Genomic DNA, 20,163 nt, shown 5'->3' with positions numbered 1-20,163 from the left:
TAAGCATTAGTTGGAGAAGGGAGGAACTCTGATATAAACCTTAGATATAAAATCTGTTTTGCAGATAAGAGCTCCCTCTCAAAAGTATAGGCTGGACGGCGTCTTAGAAAGACCTAAATGGTTCTAATTCTGTATTAACAAGGTTAGCCTTACTTTTCATTTTTAATGGTAACGTATGGGGTTATATATGATCAACAACTTTCTTGGCATAGATGTATCAAAAGATCGCTTTGATGTTTTTCTCTCATTTATAAGTAAAAAAGGAAAACGTGAAACTAGGAAAAGGAGCTTTAAGAACGATGATCATGGGTTTCAAGGTTTACTGAGCTTTCTACAAAAACATAATGTAGAACAAGTAAAAGCCTGCTATTTATGACAGGCAATTAAACTCTCAATAATCCCTTTATCTATAAGGAAAGTCGTCCACAGTGTCAATTCCTAAGTTATCTTTTATGCGTAGAACATTACTAACTGCTATAAGGGTATTTGGGACATTTTGTGCTGGTGCTGGCGCTTGATCATTAAATACGGCATACGAGAAAACCATTTTATCTCCATCAGTAATGCGATCAAACCCTCTACTCTGCAGATAACCCTCCACCTGTTCATCTGCTTCTTCTTCTCTATTTTGTACGTCTGCTTCAGTGGCAGCAAACTTTAGCTCTGTTCCAATCGGATGAGTACCTCCCATCCTTCCTATAGCTCGTGACAATACTAAGTCTAACTTTCCTCCTCCTCCAACCTGAAATTCACTAACTACTCTAGCAGGATTATCGCAAGTGTAAAATAATCCATGCAATGCAGCATGAAACCCAGCTTCTCTAGCATTATCTCTGTTCACTACCCATGCTAATGATTGGAGTCCTGCATTATTTGGCTGGGGTGGATTTAGCACGTTGGAAATTGCTTGGTAAAACCGTTCATGACTGTCTGGATCTTCATTTTCCCAGCCAGTATTCATCATTACATTTGCAGCGCGATGCACATTACTAACGCCACCTATTCGTAAAAGCTCACCTTGAAAAGGCTGATTACCTCTATCAAGCAGGTAGTCAGCAGGCGAGTCAAATGTTTCTACATTAACAGTTAAACCAAGATTATCATTTACTCCTCTTGTCCTTCTATTTATGGTCAAATTACACACCACTTCATGTACCATAGCATTCGGCCAACGCGATAGATCCAATCCATTGTCCGGAAAAAGTTGATTAGCCAATACGTGGCGAACATGAAATACGATCACCTCCTCCTTCTGGTCTCTACCTCGTGATACATGCAAAACCATAGTCAAAGCACGATCTCCAATATTTACTTGTGTATTGTATCTTTGCTCATCTAACATTTTTGCATTACCGTCATAGTGAAACAAGTGCTTATCTACTATTGCACGATTTCCTTCTATTGGCACAGTTCCTTTTGCAAATGCAATACTTGCGAAAGCAAATCCACTTGTATAGAGAAATATTCTTCTATCTCTAGCGTTAACACCACCCCTATTCCTAATACCTGGTACAGCAGGTACACCAAAGGCTGGATGGAGTAGATAATCCCTAACATTTTCTCCAATCTCCTCATCCTCTACAGGTTCAAATAATCTTTCCATTAAAGAAGAACCTTTTGCTAAAAAAGCCCTCACACCAAGCTGTAAACGTCCTGGGTTACCAAAATCGAAATTCACTCCAGCGCAGACAGCTCTTGGTGATAATGTTGGAATAGATATGGATGAAACGGGACATCCATTAACATAATTTCCAGCCTGCTCTAATGCACGGCCAGCATTCCTATCTGCTCTTCTGCCTGCCTTAAGTTCAGTTACACAGGGAACAGAATTAATTAACCTCTGTGTACCACGTACAATAGAAGTAATATCTGCATATCCACCACCTACAAACAGCTCAAGGTAAATATTGGCTACATTGCGATATCTAAAATGCATCAAAACACCGGAAACAAAACCATGATAGTCAGACTCTCTACCATAGAAGTCCAATGCCTGACTATATCTATCGTAGACACCAATAATATGCTGAAACACTTCCTCAGTAGTGTCGTGTACATCATCTGCATCATCACTTTCTAGCTGATTCATCAAATCCGGTAAATAATTATTTTGCAGCCCAGGTGTTCTGGTAACCTCTTGAAAACTATGTCTACGAGTTAAATAAGATGCATGATTTCCAGTAAACGGCCCTTGTCCTGCCTGAAATATCCTACATCTTACTGCTTCCTCTTCTTCATCTTCACCTTGATTATCCGCCCATATAAATGTTTTATACTCTTGCCATTCAAGCTCTTCATCTCGCAGGATACCTTCCAGCTGCTCCCTTTCCTGCTGGCTAAACCTAGAACCGTAGCTATTCTCTCTGTCAGCAATAGTATAGCACCTTACAACTCTTCTGTTATTTCCATCAGTTGTTAGAATTGCAACCTTTAGATTTCCCCTTCCAGGACTACCTGGATCATTATCAAAACGAAAGAAGATTCTTTCATCATTGTTTGCAACACCAGAATCATGTGCAGTAGCAAACATGCCAAAAAAGAACGCAGGAAAAAAGTGATCTTTGCCAACTGAATGCAGAAAAGATGGACATGAATCCAAGAAATATTCAAACTTTTCCGTGAATTCTCCACAATTTCCATTTATTAAACTTCTAACTAACCCATGCATAAAATACTCCTACTTATTGCGACCAGAAAAACTACTAACTTCAGTGCTTCCTAGTGTAGACTGTGGGTCACCAGCTCCACCAAAATCACCTCTTCCGTTAGGCACGGATACCGTATCTAATTCAGCAAACAACTTTTCTGCTAATTTACCATAGTCTATATTTTTTCTCATACCATCCCTACCAACCATTTTTAGGTTATCAACAACAGATTTTTTAAAATACATAAAACTTTCAACTGCACAAAACTCTTTGGCAAACTGTAGTACCTTTAACACCTCTTCCTTTTTTGTACAACCAAGTTGCCAATCGACAATCAATCCTGCAAGCGCACGCTTAATCGGAACCCTTCCATTAGAAAAAAATACCGCAGCTTTTTCCTCACGCCCCTCATGATTATTGAAATTACCACACTTTATAAGGTTCATTATAGCTTCCCTAGCTTGAATAGTTGACTCAGAATTTTCGAGCATCATGTCCGAAAGTGAGGAGAGAAGAAGAGTATAACTCCTAGGTGAAAGTATCTTATCCTCCAGTATTTTATCTTTAAACATCGGAAGTATAGCTTGCATCGTATCAAAAAAACCTTGATGTATCAACGCGCTAAAGAGAGAGTACACTCCTTTATCTTTTTTTGATAGCTCAGAATCTTTAAACAGCTTGTTTTTTACTTGATCGCTCATTTTACTAAGACAAAAGTCTAAAGTAACAGCACCATTATGGTCACATTGAACAGAGGATAATATAGTAACTGCATCAGTAATTTTCCTTTCTCTTTCTTTTTCATTTAGAAGGCTATAAAAATATTCTACTCCTTCGCTCCACTTAAGTTCTATAGCTTTCTTAAATCCTTCTGTTGCGCTGACATGCTTCTTAAATTCTCCAGATTTTTTATCAACCCAAAAGCTAAATACAGGGTCTTGACTCTTCATATAACCCAACAACTCACTCTTTACATATTTGTTATTGCTAGTTGCAGGCTTACCATCATCATCTATCTCTTCAGAAGAGAAGCTACTTTTGTAAGATTCAAACTGCTTCTGAAAGAGCAAAGGAATTTTATCTATCACGCAGTATCGACATGCCATATCATATATAGGAAGAGGGTTCTTTATTTCGCCTATTTTTTCTTCAGTAAACCTCTGTCCTAAGATTGTATTGTTCAATCTCGTACCTGACCAACAACTTTCATCGCGAAATATGTTGTATAAGAATTGTAGCTTATCATCTTTAAGATATTCTACCTGCCTAATGTAAGTTTTTACCCATCTTTCAATAGCTGAACGCCTTTCAGCCATGACCTTGGAATCTGTATGTTGAATAACACTCTTTAACTTACTAAGCACTGCAGCATGACGCTCCATCTTTTTTGGCATTGTACCTCCTATATAAAAATATTGAGAGTACTATGCAAAAGTTAGAATTAAATAGCAACACTAAAATCACCAAAGATAGAAAAAACTCCATGCAAAATATTTTCTATGTTCAAACAAATACAAAAATTCTATTGGAATTATAAGAACCTGTACGTGATCTCAAAAAAAGGATAGAATGAGAGGATAAAGTATATAAAGTAGGATATGCGAAATTTATATCCAAGTGATATAAGTCGAGAAAAGTTTGAGATTATTGTAGCAGATCTGGAGTCTTGCAGGAAGAGAACAAAGCCAAGAACACTTGATTTATATGATGTATTTTGTGGAGTATTATACGTCTTAAAAAGTGGCTGCCAGTGGAGAATGTTACCAAAAGAGTTTCCAAAATGGCGGAATTGTTACGACTATTTTAAGAAGTGGAGTGAAAAAGCAGATGCAAATAAAGAAAGTGTTCTGGAGCTGGTATTAAAAAAAAATAGTTGGCGTGGTCCGACAAAACAATGGTCGGAAAGAAAAAACCAGCTTCTGCATAATTGATGCACAAAGCGTAAAAAATGCAGATACTGCTGAAGAAAAAGGCTATGATGCAGGCAAAAAGGTTTCAGGAATAAAACGCCATATTGCGGTAGATACGCAAGGTTTACCCCACGCAATTTATATAACAACGGCAGAAATAACTGATCGTAGTAGCGCTGTGAGAATGGTTAAAAATGCTAAAGAAAACCTATCTGAAGTTAAAAATATACTAGTTGATGCTGGCTACACAGGAGAGAATTTTGCAACACAAATAAAAGCAACTATTGGCGCTACCGTTGAAGTAATAAAGCGAAACGAATTACACACCTTTGTCGTATTGCCGAAAAGATGGGTTGTTGAGAGATCTTTTGCTTGGTTGCAAAAATGTAGGCGATTGTGGAAAAATTGCGAGCGGAAACTCAACACTAGCCTGCAAATGGTCGTTCTTGCTTTCGCTGCTTTGCTTCTGAAAAGATTATGAACAGGCTCTAAGAAATACAAAAGAAAACATCCTTTACCGTTCAAGAAGTTAAACAAGAATCACAAGCGATAAAAGATATACTTACGTTATCATCACAGTCTAAAAATCTAGGCTATAACAATCAAAAAATAAGCGCAAAACCAAAAATAGTGGGAGCGGTTCTTAAAAAATCAGTTAAAAGTAAATCGATAGTACCATTAAGAGCTGAGAATCAAGATTATAGACAAGTAGTGCCAAAAGTGGAGGTGCCTGTTATAGTGGTTAATCGCAAGATGAAAAGTAAAGTAAAAGCAACAGTGGAAAATTTTGAGCAAAACCAAGCAAGAGAATGTGTAGGTATGCAACCCGCTAAAAGTAGTGCCATTATAGCAGCACAATCAGATGTTGGTATAAAGAAAAATCCATTAAAAGTTGCTTCCCAAGCTCAGTCATCCTTTATGAGAAATAAAAGATCTCTAGAAAATCCTGCAAAGTAGCAGTTTGATCATGAGCCTTGTGAAAGCTCTCTTAATTACACATGTAAACGTAAAGCAGTTAGTTACACAGTTTGAAAGACACCTAGAAATAGAGTGAATCCAAATAGATTCTCTAAAAATAGAGTTAAATTTGTTACTTGTTATAATTACAACTTCTATAGACCTGTTGCAAAAGGAAAGCTGCTGTTTTTTACGGTAGTTATTTTCAAAAAAAATCTGATTTACTTTACAGCAGGTCTTATATTATTTTGGAACTTGTTTTTCTACTCTAACTGCCTATTCTGTAAAACCTAAAGAGGTATGCATAAAAACTACTTGCATTGCTAATGTTATTCATTAGCATATAATCAAATCTAATATAGGTTTCTATATAAAATAGGCAGTGGAATTTATGCTCAAAGTGGAGCGTTCAATAGATTACTTAGAAAAAGAAAAAAATAATTCAGAAGCTTCCAAAATATTAGAGAAAGTACAACGTATAGGACAAGCTTATAAATCTTCTGAACTTAAACGTTATCGTAGGTTTGATAGTGATGGTGAAAGAGAGAAAAATACAGAGCTATTTTCTGCTATAAGAAATGGCAACCTGCAGAAAGTACAAGATCTTTTAAAAGCAGGAGTAAAGCTTAACATCATTGATAAAAATAATAAAGATAATACACCTTTACACTATGCTGTTGAAAGGGATAAAAAAGAAATAGTTAGAAAATTACTGCAAGAATGGAAGGCAGATGTTAACGCTAAAAACAATAAAGGTGATACACCTTTGCATATTGCTGTTTCCAGAAATAACAAAAAACTTGTATCGCTACTTCTAGATAAACAAGCAAGAAGTGATATCAAAAATAATGAGGGTAAAGAGCCATATGAATTAGCTAAAAATCAAGAGGTAAGCTATATTTTTAAACATAGGAGCTCTCATTCTTCTGACTATAATGATATTATGAGTCAAGCCAATCTTAATGAGGAGTTGATAAAAATTGTTAAGAGTAGCACCTCAGAAAAATAAAAATCAAACGACATTGAAGATCTTTTGAAGAAAGGAGCGAACATTAATTTTCAGGACGCTAATTATGAGTTAAATACACCGTTACATGCGGCTGTTCGCAAACAGGAACCTAAAGTAGTTAAGCTGCTTGTCAAAAATGGAGCAATACAAATCAAGAATAGTAAAGGTAAAATGCCACTAGATATTGCTAAAAGTCTTAATAACGAAGGTATTATTCAAGAATTAGGCAGAGCTTCACTTCTAAAAAGGGCAAATACTGGAGAAAACAAGCCAGAAATTGGTTCTTCTAAAAAGCCAAGAATTTCCGTAATCGCTCACAGAGATAAGGTGATTTACAAAGTAAATATAAAAGTGTAAAGAAATAGGAAGCTAAATATGGAATGGGTAAATGACAAAAGTGCTGCAAGAAAAGATTGTAGCAGAAAACGCTAATCTCAAGGAAGAAATAAAAGCGCTGATCAGAGAAAATGACAGCTTGAAAGCAAAAATAGTTGAATTACAAGACAAATTGGGCTTAAATTCGCAAAATTCATCGCTGCCACCATCACGAGATATATATCGTAAGAAAGCAAAAAAGAAAAGTGATAAAAAACCAGGAGGTCAGCCAGGACATAAGGGGCATAAGCGTGAATTAATGGCTGCAGACGAGGTAGTGAGCTGCACAATTGATACGATTTGTATGTGTGGAGGTAAGGTTACTTTAGAAGATGAAATTATTCATCAGAAGGCAGAATTGCCAGAAATTAAGCCAACTGTAACTGAGTACAGATTGCAAAGAGGACATTGTAGAGTATGTAATAAAAGAATTACAGCAAATTTACCCGAAGGTGTTGCAAGAGATCTTCTAGGATCTAATGCTAAAACAATTATAAGCAGCCTTAGCGGCTTTTTTATTAACTCAAAAAGAGAGGTACAGTAAATTTTAGGCAGTATTTTTAATCTAAATATAAGCCTTGGTTTAGTCTCAAATACTGAACGCAGGGCATCGAAGAAGTGTGCATCTGAATATGAGAAAATGAAGGAAGAGTTACAAGGAAGCGAATATTTGCATATAGACGAAACAGGACACAGAAATCAAGGAAAGAGAGGCTGGAGTTGGGTAATAACGAACAAAGCGTTGACACTTCTGAAGGTAAGCGAGTCTCGTGGTAAGAAGGTGTTGAAGAGTTTACTGCCAGAATATGATGGCATAGTTGTGAGCAATAGATACGCTGTATACAATTACTTCAATCGTGAAAATAGACAGATATGTTGGACACATTTGGCAAGAGATTTTGAGAGATTTGCCCATAGTAAAAATGTTGAAGTGAGCAAAATTGGCCAAGCACTAAAATCGCTCAGCAATAAGGTGTTTGTAGTAGACAAGGCAAAAAAACACAATTCGATAGATAATTTGAGATTTTATCGACTGATGCGAAAAATTCGGAAAAGGGTAAAACATTTTTTGCGTAAAATGACGAGGGTTGTAAATAGCACTCAAGCTTCAAGAATGGCCGCTAAGATGTTACGGTCTGAGGATATGATGTGGAAGTTTTTAAGAAAACCTGAAGTGATAGAAACAACCAACAACCTTGCAGAACGGCAAATTAGACGGTACGTAATTTATCGTAAAAACAGCTTTTTCACCTGGTCAGAACGTGGGGAAAGATTCGTGGAAAGAATGTTGTCAATATTTTTGACATCACGTCTAAATGGCCAAAACCCCTTTCAAAAGCTACAGAATCTACTAGCTGTCACTGCTTAGTTCTTTATTCATTCTCACAATCCGTGAACGGTTACGAATTTCCTTCATGAAAAAAGAAGAGCCTGAAGGAACAAAAATCGAAGAGGATGAATCAAGAACATACCTTGCTTCTGGATTAAATAATACTCTTCATGGCAACATTTACCAGCTAAAATTGTTAATGTTATTTTTAAAGCGTGGACTAGATAAAAGCTACTCTTTTCGTTTGGCTACAGAGTAGAATAATGCTGAAAAATTTGATGATTTGGTTTTTATATGTAATAATTCAAAATCAAAAAAAAAATATCGTTTTTTGCAAGCAAAACACAAGCAAAATAAGGAGGATAATAAAATTGGAATAAGCGATTTACTCACAAAAAATAAAGATGGTGAATTTAATTTGGCAAAGTATTTCATTTCCTACTTAAAGATTAAATACAATCAAGACTTTATCAATGGTGAACTGAAAGATTTTGTTATTTGTACCAACATTGATTTTGATCTAGATCAAAGCAGAACACAAGATGCAGTAAAAAAGTTGAAAGTGCAAAAAAAATAAAGGAAAGGAAATTTTGGTTGAAACAATTAAAGATAATGATGTCTTCTTTAAAGATGGCGGTGAGAGATATAAGCTTTCTTATGAAGTATATAACAATGTTACAAAAAATAATATCATAGAATTCAATAGGATAATTCCTAGAAAACCCCTACATACTAAAAAAAGCAAAATGCTGTTAAAATGAGCTTAAGAATAAATAGCAAACATCTAACATAACAATTCTATTTGTAAATCAGGTGAGACTTATCCTATAGAAAGCTTTCGAACTACGCAAGCGTATCTTTTGCCTTTAGTATTTCTTTAAACCTGCTGCAAAAGAGTGGGAATGGTTATAAAATAGGGAGGTATAGCAAGAGAATAGAGAGGGAAGATGAGCTTAAACTACCATAATCTAAAAGAACATCCGAGAAATTTTCGAGATGTAACAGGTTTGAAAATAGAAGAATTCGAAAAGATTGTAGAAAAAGTGCGCCCAGAGTGGGAAAAAGTTCAAGAACAGAAGAAATGCCATGGAAGAACGTCAAGATTGCCTGTATTGGAAGATAAAATACTCTGTATAATTCTATAGACCTGCTACAAAAGAGGAGATATTTAAAGAGAGATGTAGCAAGAGGGAATGAGCTTAAATTATCAAATCAACGTTATTCTACTTTACCTCACTAGCATTTTCCTTACCTTGAGCCTTACTATTACTCACAAATATAAACGTTCGTTACATAGCTCTTAATATGTCTAAAGAGACGAAATTTCCCGAATTATTTATAATGAACCCTTACGATCACATTCTGGGGACGTACATCAGAAAACTTTTATATTATTAGTTTTGTAGTAAAATTATATGAGTACATCGTATCTATTAAATCAGAAGCTTTATGGATTACAGATTGAGAGCTTATTTGTTTGGGGTTATCTGGTTTATACTTAGCTTACTTAGTAGTGTAGCTAATGATACTATATCAAAATATCTAAGTTTACATCTTCAGAGTTTTGAAATAATTTTTTTCCGCTTTCTGTTTACCACTATTACCCTTGTACCTTTTATGTTTTACTATGGAATAGAAACTTTTAAAACAAGTCAAATATCTACTCAAATAACCAGGGGTGGGTTGTTGTTTTGTGGAATGACCTTATGGACTTACGGGTTGACTGTTTTCCCCATAGTAACTGCAACGATTATAAGTTTTTCTATACCATTATTTGTTATACTTCTTGCAATCCCTTTGCTAAACGAAAATATAATTTGGCAAAGATGGATAGTAACTGTTATTGGCTTTGTTGGTATTGCTATTACTACCAAAGCTCATAGTGAAGATTTTAATCCTAAAATTCTTATTTTTATTGTATCTGCATTAATCTTTGCTATATTAGACATGCTTAATAAGAAACTTGTAATAAAAGAGTCAGTAATAAGTATGTTATTTTATTCAGCTCTAACGACAACTATTTTTTCTACTCCACCTTTGTTATTTTATTGGCATATGCCTTCCTTGTTGGAGTTAGTATTACTGCTGATTTTAGGAATAAGTTCAAACCTAATTCTGTTCTTCATGTTAAAAGCTTTTGCTCTTACTGATGCTACTGCACTTGCACCGTATAGATACATAGAGCTAATAATTTCTGCAATAGTAACATACGTTATATTTAATGAATTACCTGATAAAAGTGCTTTATATGGTACTTTGATATTAATACCATCAACCTTATTTATAGCTTATTCGGAAGGTAAGGCAATTAAGAAAAATAATGTAACAACAAAAGTTTATAATTGTTAATGGTATTTATTTTAGATGCTAAGCTATATTTTTAAGGTGATAATAAAATGCACATAACTATTATAGGAGTAGGGTATGTAGGCTTAGTATCTGGTACAATGTTATCGGAGCAGGGCCATAAAGTTGATTGCATTGACATAAATACTGAGAAGATTGAACTTTTGAAATCAGGGAAAATTCCTCTATATGAACCTGGATTAGCAGATTATTTAGAGAATAATATAAAGTCACAAAGAATAAGATTTTTCGATTCGTATTTTCAAATAAATCCCAATACAGAAGTAGTATTTATAACTGTAGATACTCCATCAGACTCCCTAGGAAATGCAAATTTAAAGAATGTATATAATGCAGTAAGTGAAGTTTCTGACAGAGTTAATCAAGATTGCTTAATAGTGATAAAGTCAACTGTTCCTCCTGGTACTGCAGAAAATATATATAATTATTTATCTAATAAGGGTTATAACTTTGATTTGGGGGTTAATCCAGAGTTTCTCAAGCAAGGCTCTGCAGTATCAGATTTTTTATACCCAGATAGGATAATAATAGGAGTAAAAACTAAGCTAGCTAGGGCAAAACTAGAAGTTATATATAAATCATTTATAGATAAGAATATTCCGTTAATAGTCACTGATACAGTTACTGCTGAAATGATTAAATATGCTTCTAATGCTTTTCTAGCAACAAAGGTTGCTTTTATCAATGAGATGGCAGGTTTATGTGAGCTATTAGGAGCAGACATTGACCTTTTAGCTAACAGTATGGGAATGGACCATAGAATAGGTAAGGAATTTCTCAAAGCTGGTCCAGGATTTGGAGGATCATGTTTTCCTAAGGATTTGTCAGCTTTATTAAGGCTTGCTGAAGACCACAATGTTAAGCTACAAATTTTAAATTCAGTTAAAGAATCTAACTATAATCATATAACAAACATTGCTAAAAAGGTAGAATATGTATTAAATGGAGTCCAAAATAAAAAAATAGCAATATGGGGGCTAACTTTTAAGTCTGGTACTGATGATGTAAGAAATAGCCCAGCTATAGATATTGCACAATTGTTAGTGAATAACAAGGCTAAAGTTACTGCATATGATCCAATGGGGATGGATAATGCTAGGCAAGTTCTAAAGGATATAGAGTACGCAGACAATGCTATAGGGGCTGCAAGGGACGCGGAAGCCTTGTTATTGTTAACGGAGTGGAAAGAATTTAAAAATCAAGATTTTGCAAGTTTAAAGAGTATTATGGCTGCACCTAATGTTTTTGATTTCCGTAATTTATTAGATAGCGAGCTATTACTAAGATATGGTTACCATGTTTATTCCTTGGGTAAAAAGTCTATCTACAAAGTTTAACTGTTGAGAAATTTTTTTTACACCGCTTTACTTAGTTTTTTTAGATCTTTGCTTGATAGTATGGAAAAGCAAACGAGTGCAACAACAGAGCAAATGGAAAAAAATGAAAACATAATACTGTTACCACAGTGCTTAACAAGTACTCCTAAGAGCACGCATGAAAATATTGAACTTGCAATATACCCAAATAATCCTGTTAAGCTTACAATTGCACATACATTATTTTGTGGAGCAATTTCTACAGCTATAACACCTGTCAGTACTTGCACTCCAAATATAAAGAATCCTGATAAGATTGCACCAAGGTTCATAAGAATTATGTTTTGACCAAAGTTCATTGCAATAAAAGTGAGTGCTATACCCAACATATAAAGTGATGCCAGCAAGCTTCTATTTTGAAAGAAGTACATATCACTAATTCTTCCTGTGATTAAAGTTCCAAGGATTCCACCTAAATCATATACGCCTGTTATTAGTGAGGATTGTACAAGAGAAATTTGTAATTTATTCTTTAAAATTATAGGAAACCAAAAGAAGATTCCCATTTTTATAATATAAGCACAAAAAGTAGCACAACATAGAAACCATATGGAACTTGTTACCTTGATACCTATTTGAGATTTCTGCACCTTATAATAGGTAGTAAAGTTGGCACTTTCTTTGTAATATGCCTTTAATATTATATAAATTCCAAAAAGTAAGCATAAGAAACCAGAGTACAAAAATGCACTTTTTGCATCATATATTTTAATTATACTTGGTAATACAATTAAAGTAATACAAGAACCAAGTTGCTGAGATGCGCTCATAACTCCCCATGATGATGCAATTGAAGAGATGCTAGAGTTTGTAACCATAAACTTGGTAATAGCTGGCCAACCTAACCCTTGTGTCCAAGCTAATAATATTAATGTTAACAGTAATAAAGTTAGATTATTATATGATAAAGTTATACCAATGGTTAATAATCCAGTTGCAATATTGCATAGCCCAAACATAAATAATGGATTATTTTTGGAGTCCATGATTATTCCATTAACAAATTTTGATACTCCATAAAAAAAAGAAAAGCAGGCAAAAAAATAGCTTAATTTTACATGGTCAGTATCTATTAACAGTGGTAGAGCAATTGGTATACTTTGTCTTGATAAATAAAGCAGCATATATCCACAGAAGAATAGTAAATATTGAAAGAAGACAAAGTTCACACCTATTCCCAAATAGCTCTATGCAGATGCTAGCATAATACTATATTGGTATAATATTGTTTGACAAGAAGTTTGCAAACAATTAGTGCAGAAAATTACTTAGTATCTTTCTTATAGCAGATACAGTAGTATTAATATCTTCATAGCTTATATCTCTATGTGTTATAGCTCTGATTTTACCTTTGATGTTAGCCATTCTAATTCCATAATTTGTCATTAGTACGTTTATTAATTCTTGAGTAGATATACAATTAGTACGTAATGAAAAATACGCTATATTAGTTTTATACAGGTCGATATCAATTATAACTTGATCTATGGAGTCTAGGCCTTCTATAAGGTGCTGCATTTTTTTATGATCTTCTTCTAAAGAATTTACATTATTACGTAGAGCATATAAACATGCAGCTGAAATAATGCCAGCTTGGTGCATACCTCCGCCAATTTGAAACTTATAGTACCAAGCTTTTTCAATAAACTCTTCACTTCCAAGCAATATTGCGCCCATTGGAGCACCTAATCCTTTACTAAAATCAATGAATACCGAATCAAAATAACTTGCATACTCCTTTGGAGATATTTTAGTATGAGCACAAGCGTTGAACAGTCTTGCTCCATCTAAATGAGTGAATACGTCATTCTCTTTGCAGAGACTTGAGATCTCTTGAATATATTCTAAAGGCCACACAGCTCCACCACCAAAATTTGTCGTTTGTTCGATAGAAACAAGCCCAACTCTCGGAATATTTCTTAAACTAGGACGAGTAATAAACTCAACAATTTGTTCTCCAGTAAATATTCCTCTCGTACCTTTGATGGGCAAAGGAGTGGCATGTGCTTGGGCTGCGATCAAGCCAGATTGTACTATGAGCGGATGTGAAGTTTCATCAAGCAGCAAGTAATCACCAGGTCTTTGAATGTGTACTTTATAAGCAATTACATTGGACATCGTTCCTGAAATCAAAAAGATTCCTGCAGGTTTACCTAATATTTTACATGCGGTTGCCACTAATTCGTTCACAGTTGGATCTTCACATGCAGCTTCGTTTCCAACTTTTGCTTTAGCCATCGCTTCCCTCATTTTAGCTGAAGGGTCAGTGTTTGAATCGCTAAAGAAATCTATTTTTACTCTCATATTAAATTTAACACAACCTCCTTTATAATTTCAGCAGCTTTCATGATGTCTGTTTCCTTTGTGCCAAGATGGGTAACTGCTCTTATATGAGACTCGAGCCAAGGAAAAAGCAATAAACCATAAGCTTGGCACTTACTCAAGAAAACCTCATTAGTTACATTTAGTGCTTTTATACTAAAGCTTACTATATTAGTTTCTGGATAAGGTAGTACCAGTTTTATGTGTGGAATTTCCTTAATCTTGTCTGCAAACAGTTTGGCGAGTTTATTGTCTTCTTTAAGCCTAGAAATATTGTTCTGTAGTACATACTTTGCTGCATTAGCACAATACCCTATCTGATGATAACCACTACCTAGCCAAACCTGTAGCTTTTTAGCCCTTTCAATTATCTCTCTTTTACCCATAAGCATTGAACCAAAAGGAGCTCCAAGTCCTTTGGTAAAAGAAAAGCTCATTGTATCCACATATTTAGCATAATCTGCTAAAGCAATATTTGTTTCGACATGAGCATTAAATATTCTTGCACCGTCTAAATGAAGATTTACATTGTGAGCTTTTAAAAAGTGATATAACTCGACTTGTTTTTCAAAAGGATAAATTTTACCATTAAACCCGTTTATACTATTTTCTATAGAAACAAGACTCACCTGAGCAAAAATTTTGTACCTTGGCTTAGAATTAATAGCATATTCTACTTCAGCAACATCTAAGATTCCGCTATTATTTCTAATACAATTAAATACGATATTATTTACTTTTGCATTGCCTGCGCTATCGAAAAAATTAACGTGATAATTATAATGAGTTATTAGTTCATCACCAGGACTTGTTTGACTGGCAATGGCTAATCTATTTGCAAGCATACCGCTGGTTGCAAATAATGCTTCTTCTACTTTGAATAATTGTTTGCAATATTCTGATAAGTCATTACAGCTTTTGTCTTCACCATAAGCAAAATCTCCAACAGTTGCATTACTTATTGCATGTATAACGTTGGAGCTCTGCAGAGTTGTAGTGTCACTTCTCAGATCAATAATTTTTTCCATCTTATTTTTTGCCATTCAAACAACCAATTTGAGCATTCCAAAGTTCCTTGTAAAGACCTTGCTTAGAAACTAATTCAGCGTGTTTACCATCTTGGACAATTTTCCCTTTGTTAAATACTAGAATTCGGTCCATGTGTAAAAGTGTAGAAATACGGTGTGCTATAGTAATCGTAGTTTTATTTTTCATCAATTTGAATAAACTCATTTGAATTGTTTTTTCTGTTATAGAATCTAACTGACTAGTTGGTTCATCGAGAAATAATATTGGAGCGTTTTTTAAAAATGCCCTTGCTATTATTATTCTTTGTCTTTCTCCTCCAGATAGCTTGATGCCTTTTTCTCCGACTGTAGTTCCATATTGATCTGGTAGAGTCATAATGAAATCGTGAATACCAGCCAGCTTTGCAGCTCTCATTATTTCTTCGATAGTAGATTGAAGTCTACCATATATGATGTTTGCTAAAATAGTATCATGAAATAACAATGGGTCTTGAGGTATTACAGATATTTGTTGCCTCAAAGAACTCTGTGTAACTTCTGATACTATTTGATTATCAATCTGTATATTACCTTTTTTAACATCAAATAGCCTTAGGATTAAGTTTATAAAAGTAGATTTACCACCTCCAGAATAACCAACTAGACCTACCTTTTCGCAAGGATTAATGGTAACTGAAAAATCTTGAAATAATGGCTCCTGGCCTTCATAAGAAAAAGAAACATTATTAAACGTTATTCTTCCACTTAATAAATTTAATTCTTTAGCATTTTCCTTATCTTGAATTTCTGGTACAGTAGTCAAGATTGGCAATGCATCTGAAACTTTGCCGAAATGAGTAGAAAATTGGGTAAGATTCCTAGTTAGATGGTTAAGAAACTCTATAATCGATATATTAATTCCAAGTACAAGAGCAATATCTCCTATTGCGATCTTGTTCAATTGATAATCATGAATTAAAAAATACAAGTTTACTGCTTGGAGTATATCGAATGAATAGCCATATATAAACCAAAGACAAAAGTATGCCCATTGTAATTTTCTCTCTGCAATAGTTCTTTTCTTGCATATTTGAAAAAATTTGTGTCTCTCATGTGCTTGCTGAGAAAATAACCTTACTGATATAACATTTAAAATACTATCTGCTATACTAGCTATTACTTTTGAATTTTGTTTAGAGTAATTATCAGCTAGTTCAGTAAGTACACGAAAGCTGAAAATCGAGACTAAAATAAAAATGCTTACCCAAGTGAATGTAGCGATTGCAAACTTTATGTTTACTAATGATAAGGTATAAATAGCTAAGACTAATGCTATACTGTAACCGAAAAAACAATCTATAAGCAATCTTATTAACTCTATCACACTATCCATTAAGCTACTGACCTTATGTACTAAGCTTCCAGATAAATTGTTCTGATAATAGGAATGGTCTTGTTGGAGTAGCCTACAAAAAGATATATCAGCTATTTTTTGACGCATTAAGGTAAACATTCGAATGTCAACAAAATAGCCATAGAATCTAAAAGCAGTAGTGATAAGTAATGCCATGCCAAGATAAGCGCTTACAGGTAATAAAAGATTTTCAATTACATTACCTTCCTGATATTTTACAGCTGTATCTAGAATATTTTTTACTAAATACTTTCTAAAAGACAAATCAACAGCTACCACCAGGGCAACTAAAGACATTATAAGTACATTAAGTTTGAATTTAGATACTATATTCAAGATGAACATCAATACACATTTGAAGCTATCAACTCTACTTCTGTTCATTTATAATGCTAGCTCCACTACGTTGACTTTTTTATTGAGAAATACAAGTAGTGAAAACCATAAATTTTTGTATATTTTTCCTGAGATGTCTCCAGCATCATGTAGTGCTGATGCTCGATTCAGAATAAGTAGCTTATATAAATCTCGCTTAGCCTCAGTAGTGTCGATCTCAGAAATATTTGTAGTTGTGTCTGTAATAAAGGCTAACCAGCTCTTGATAAGTTCTTCCATGTTTTTTGCTTTTACACTTTCCTGGTAGCCAAACAATGACAAGCATTCTCTCAGTACAGATTCTGTTAACTCACCACAATTGAGTATACCAAAAACTGAAGGCTGAGGTTTTGGCACATAGGGAAGATCTTGATCTTTTATAATCCACCTTGTTACATAAGCAAATCTATCTTTAGCATCTGTATTCTTATCACTACCATGCCATAACCGTGAATCAAAAACTATTGCATCTCCTGCTGAAATAGGTAATGACTTAATTTTGTAATTTTCCCGATTATTTGAGTACTGATCAAAAAAATATGGGTACCAAAAATCAACTAAAGGCTGTATTTCCCATTTATGACTGTTTTCTATAATTTGCAGTGCACCTGAAGTTTCACTTACATTATTCAAAGCTAACCAAACAGAAAAGTGGTAAGGATCATTGAAACTATAGGAGATGTCTTGATGGAAGGGAACTGCATCTATTAAATCAGCAGTTTTACATATAACATTTGATTTTTTCTGCAGTATCTGACACTGAAGTGACTTTTCAAGGTAATTTTTAATAATTTTATCTAATGCTTGAGAGATAATTCTAGTTACTCGAGATGACGTGCCCCATCTACCGGTACAGTTTAAGTAGTCAGAAGTTGAAACACTTAGTTCTTGGGATAGCTCTGATATCTTATTTGTTATATCACTTAAAGACTGAGTTATTAGCTTTAAAGGAACCAGATTTTTGATAATAAAAAAACCATTTTTTTGTAGTATTTCCATATGATTAACACCTGACATCAATGACTGATAAGTAATCTGTTAAAGGTACAACAGAAGAAATTTTGAATCCTTTTACTTGTTTGAGTATTTTTTCCCAATCGCTTAATGTTCTTAGTTTACCTCCTGTTTCAACCATTACATTAATATCTACAGAGCCTCCAGTTGGAGAGCGGTAATCTAAAATAGTTTCTATCAATAAAATACGAGATATTCCTTTGACCAATTTTAAATAAGATAATACTTTATCATCATCATAGTGCTGTAAAAAGCGGCAAAAGACACCTAATTCATAATTTGTAACTGATAGTTCTTCCTGAGTTATAAGTTTGACTTTTAAATTTTCTACTAACTGTCTTGGTACTTTATGTTCGTTATATAGGCCTATAGAACCTTTATTGTGTATATCAGAATAAGCAAGAAATAAAGAGTGTACACCAAATAGCAATATATTCTTAGCACCATCTATATTAATCCTAGAATTAAACTCTTTAGTATCAAATCTAGAATATCCTAGCAATGCTTGGTAAAACGCTATTTTCTTATCTTCTGATGCTTCTCTTTCCTTAAAAGATTCAAATGAAGAGATTGACTTCTGTTTTAGTATATCGGCAATCTTTAACCAATTCTTTTCAGCGGCAACTCTTGCCCACATCGTTGCTGCTTTTGGCAAAAATGGTATTTCCTTAAAACACTTACCTTTTGATGATAGTTGCCATAAGTCCTTGTCCTTATCGTAATCAATAAACCCTATTTCCCACAACGCCCTTAACAGCCTTTCTAGATTTGGTACGATAATGTTTAACTTTTTAGATAAAACTGGCATAGTTGCAGGTAAAATATTTAACAAATCAAGTTCAATAGCAACGCTTGTTAGGTAAGTTTTCCAAAAGGCTGAAAGTTCTGCAGAAATCCTATGCACTTGAGATTCTTTACCTAAATCAAAAATACTAAACTTTACATTTCCGGTAATATTGATTTGTCCTAACACACCTTCAAAAGTTTCAACCTTTGCCATGCCATTATAGAATGCTTCTACCATTTTAAATCTCTGCTGGTAAACAGGATCACCATTAATATCTATATGAAACCAACCATGTTGATCTTCTGCAATAGAATACCCTTTATGAAAAACATTAAGTTTTTTATACCATTTATTATGTACTAACTTTCCATGATGATTAATATGTGTAGCTTTGCCATCCTTATAGACTACAGCGATACCATCCTTAAAATCTCCAACATAATCATATTCCTCCTGATAAATCCTGTTGCCATTTAAATTAATATGAAAACATTTATCATGTCTTCTAACTACACAAGCATCTTCCTGATAATTTCCAATCCATTGATACGACTGTTTGTATACTCTACATCCAGATGAATCAATATGGTAACACCCTGTATCATCTTCTACGGCTGCTCTATTGAAGTAGAATCCAAAAGTTTTTAGAAATCTATGATGATAAACTGCTTCTCCTCTCACATTGATATGATAAGCACCTGTCTGATCATGAACCGGTGCAAGACCGGGCTCATGAAATTTACCAACCTTTATAAACCTATTTTCATACAAAGGATTTCCTAGTAATTCGTGAAAACTCTCACACGGTGAAATTTTAATAGATTTAAGATTATCTTTGATTAATTGATCAAAGGTTTTCTCATGTTGCATGTTTTGCATAATTTGTAATTTAAATAATTCTTTTGTAAGCTTAGGTACTCACTACTCTGCCATATTTCCTCGAGTTTAACCTCATTAACATTACCAAAATTTCCTAATGTCTTACGGAGTTCATCTGGAGCACAGCAAGGACTAAACTTTCCTTCATTGTTTATCCATGCTTCTTTACCTAAAAATGGGCATTGACCACCTGGAGCCAAATCCTTAATACCTTCTTGAGAAAGGATTGTGAAATTTTCTAATTTTATCTTTTTACCATTTGGCAATAGAATATTATCTCTAAGTTCGTATAACCTTCTCACCTCCGTGTTCCATCTACTAATTGCTAACTCATCTCTTCTCATAGATAGATCCTTAATTTCCTCAAAATGTGCCCAAAGATGATGTCCTTTA

At 34.1% G+C, this 20,163-nt stretch carries 21 protein-coding genes and 1 pseudogene; 13 read left to right on the top strand and 9 right to left on the bottom strand.

Going from position 1 to position 20,163, the window contains the following annotated elements:
• Positions 1-187: 187 nt before the first annotated feature.
• Positions 188-367, top strand: a pseudogene (locus ONG78_RS00110) (IS110 family transposase); the annotation flags it as partial.
• Between the two features lie 36 nt (positions 368-403).
• Here ONG78_RS00110 and ONG78_RS00105 read toward each other — a convergent pair.
• Together ONG78_RS00105 and ONG78_RS00100 are read right to left on the bottom strand one after the other, a co-directional pair.
• Positions 404-2,668, bottom strand: coding sequence for a hypothetical protein (locus ONG78_RS00105; protein WP_264377395.1), 2,265 nt, complete (start codon positions 2,666-2,668; stop codon positions 404-406).
• A 9-nt stretch (positions 2,669-2,677) separates the two neighbouring features.
• On the bottom strand, positions 2,678-4,042 hold the full coding sequence (locus tag ONG78_RS00100) for a hypothetical protein (RefSeq protein ID WP_264377394.1): 1,365 nt from the start codon (positions 4,040-4,042) through the stop codon (positions 2,678-2,680).
• Between the two features lie 204 nt (positions 4,043-4,246).
• Here ONG78_RS00100 and ONG78_RS00095 point away from each other — a divergent pair.
• The 12 genes from ONG78_RS00095 to ONG78_RS00040 all read left to right on the top strand — a co-directional run bounded on the left by ONG78_RS00095 (position 4,247) and on the right by ONG78_RS00040 (position 11,933).
• Positions 4,247-5,039, top strand: a protein-coding gene (locus ONG78_RS00095) for an IS5 family transposase (RefSeq protein WP_226079615.1) whose coding sequence is annotated in 2 segments (ribosomal slippage) — positions 4,247-4,510 and positions 4,512-5,039 — 792 coding nt in all. Because the reading frame shifts where the segments join, the coding sequence is not laid out codon by codon here.
• A 149-nt stretch (positions 5,040-5,188) separates the two neighbouring features.
• On the top strand, positions 5,189-5,515 hold the full coding sequence (locus ONG78_RS00090) for a hypothetical protein (RefSeq protein WP_007549972.1): 327 nt from the start codon (positions 5,189-5,191) through the stop codon (positions 5,513-5,515).
• A gap of 391 nt (positions 5,516-5,906) precedes the next feature.
• Positions 5,907-6,524, top strand: a complete 618-nt coding sequence (locus tag ONG78_RS00085; protein WP_007549519.1) for an ankyrin repeat domain-containing protein — start codon at positions 5,907-5,909, stop codon at positions 6,522-6,524.
• A gap of 24 nt (positions 6,525-6,548) precedes the next feature.
• Positions 6,549-6,881: an ankyrin repeat domain-containing protein gene (locus tag ONG78_RS00080; RefSeq protein WP_007549517.1), complete on the top strand. Its 333-nt coding sequence runs from the start codon at positions 6,549-6,551 to the stop codon at positions 6,879-6,881.
• A gap of 31 nt (positions 6,882-6,912) precedes the next feature.
• A complete protein-coding gene (locus ONG78_RS00075) occupies positions 6,913-7,443 on the top strand; it encodes a DUF6444 domain-containing protein (protein ID WP_264377393.1) in 531 nt (176 codons plus the stop codon).
• The gene (gene tnpC / locus ONG78_RS00070) at positions 7,444-8,268 is read left to right on the top strand and encodes an IS66 family transposase (RefSeq protein ID WP_319606840.1); all 825 of its coding nucleotides are present in this window, start codon (positions 7,444-7,446) and stop codon (positions 8,266-8,268) included.
• Between the two features lie 46 nt (positions 8,269-8,314).
• A complete protein-coding gene (locus ONG78_RS00065) occupies positions 8,315-8,488 on the top strand; it encodes a hypothetical protein (protein WP_007549098.1) in 174 nt (57 codons plus the stop codon).
• A gap of 72 nt (positions 8,489-8,560) precedes the next feature.
• Positions 8,561-8,806: a hypothetical protein gene (locus ONG78_RS00060; protein WP_146038228.1), complete on the top strand. Its 246-nt coding sequence runs from the start codon at positions 8,561-8,563 to the stop codon at positions 8,804-8,806.
• A gap of 13 nt (positions 8,807-8,819) precedes the next feature.
• Positions 8,820-8,990: a hypothetical protein gene (locus tag ONG78_RS00055; RefSeq protein ID WP_264377392.1), complete on the top strand. Its 171-nt coding sequence runs from the start codon at positions 8,820-8,822 to the stop codon at positions 8,988-8,990.
• Positions 8,991-9,176: 186 nt separating this feature from the next.
• Positions 9,177-9,374: a hypothetical protein gene (locus tag ONG78_RS00050; protein WP_063630617.1), complete on the top strand. Its 198-nt coding sequence runs from the start codon at positions 9,177-9,179 to the stop codon at positions 9,372-9,374.
• Between the two features lie 304 nt (positions 9,375-9,678).
• Entirely contained in the window at positions 9,679-10,578 is a 900-nt protein-coding gene (locus tag ONG78_RS00045; RefSeq protein WP_264377391.1) for a DMT family transporter, read from the top strand.
• A 47-nt stretch (positions 10,579-10,625) separates the two neighbouring features.
• A complete protein-coding gene (locus ONG78_RS00040) occupies positions 10,626-11,933 on the top strand; it encodes a UDP-glucose dehydrogenase family protein (RefSeq protein ID WP_264377390.1) in 1,308 nt (435 codons plus the stop codon).
• 17 nt (positions 11,934-11,950) lie between these two features.
• On the opposite strand, the gene ONG78_RS00035 is transcribed toward ONG78_RS00040, so the two are convergent.
• The 7 genes from ONG78_RS00035 to ONG78_RS00005 all read right to left on the bottom strand — a co-directional run.
• A complete protein-coding gene (locus tag ONG78_RS00035) occupies positions 11,951-13,096 on the bottom strand; it encodes an MFS transporter (protein WP_010405355.1) in 1,146 nt (381 codons plus the stop codon).
• A 127-nt stretch (positions 13,097-13,223) separates the two neighbouring features.
• Positions 13,224-14,276: a threonine aldolase family protein gene (locus tag ONG78_RS00030; protein ID WP_264377389.1), complete on the bottom strand. Its 1,053-nt coding sequence runs from the start codon at positions 14,274-14,276 to the stop codon at positions 13,224-13,226.
• A complete protein-coding gene (locus ONG78_RS00025) occupies positions 14,273-15,322 on the bottom strand; it encodes a threonine aldolase family protein (RefSeq protein WP_006280069.1) in 1,050 nt (349 codons plus the stop codon). Before ONG78_RS00025 ends, ONG78_RS00030 begins: the two co-directional genes overlap by 4 nt.
• Before the next feature lies 1 nt (position 15,323).
• On the bottom strand, positions 15,324-17,099 hold the full coding sequence (locus tag ONG78_RS00020) for an ABC transporter ATP-binding protein (protein WP_108784045.1): 1,776 nt from the start codon (positions 17,097-17,099) through the stop codon (positions 15,324-15,326).
• Positions 17,100-18,089, bottom strand: coding sequence for a phytanoyl-CoA dioxygenase family protein (locus ONG78_RS00015; RefSeq protein ID WP_214303434.1), 990 nt, complete (start codon positions 18,087-18,089; stop codon positions 17,100-17,102).
• A gap of 4 nt (positions 18,090-18,093) precedes the next feature.
• Entirely contained in the window at positions 18,094-19,770 is a 1,677-nt protein-coding gene (locus ONG78_RS00010) for a WG repeat-containing protein (RefSeq protein WP_264377387.1), read from the bottom strand.
• Positions 19,731-20,163: SPASM domain-containing protein (locus ONG78_RS00005; protein ID WP_264377386.1), on the bottom strand; the 433-nt coding region annotated here is incomplete at its 5' end. The genes ONG78_RS00010 and ONG78_RS00005, both read right to left, overlap by 40 nt.

It is taken from the genome of Wolbachia endosymbiont (group B) of Philonthus cognatus, assembly GCF_947179345.1.
Classification (GTDB): Bacteria; Pseudomonadota; Alphaproteobacteria; order Rickettsiales; family Anaplasmataceae; genus Wolbachia.
The sequence above is the reverse complement of the archived record's forward strand: the minus strand, read 5'-3'. Positions and strand labels throughout refer to the sequence as shown.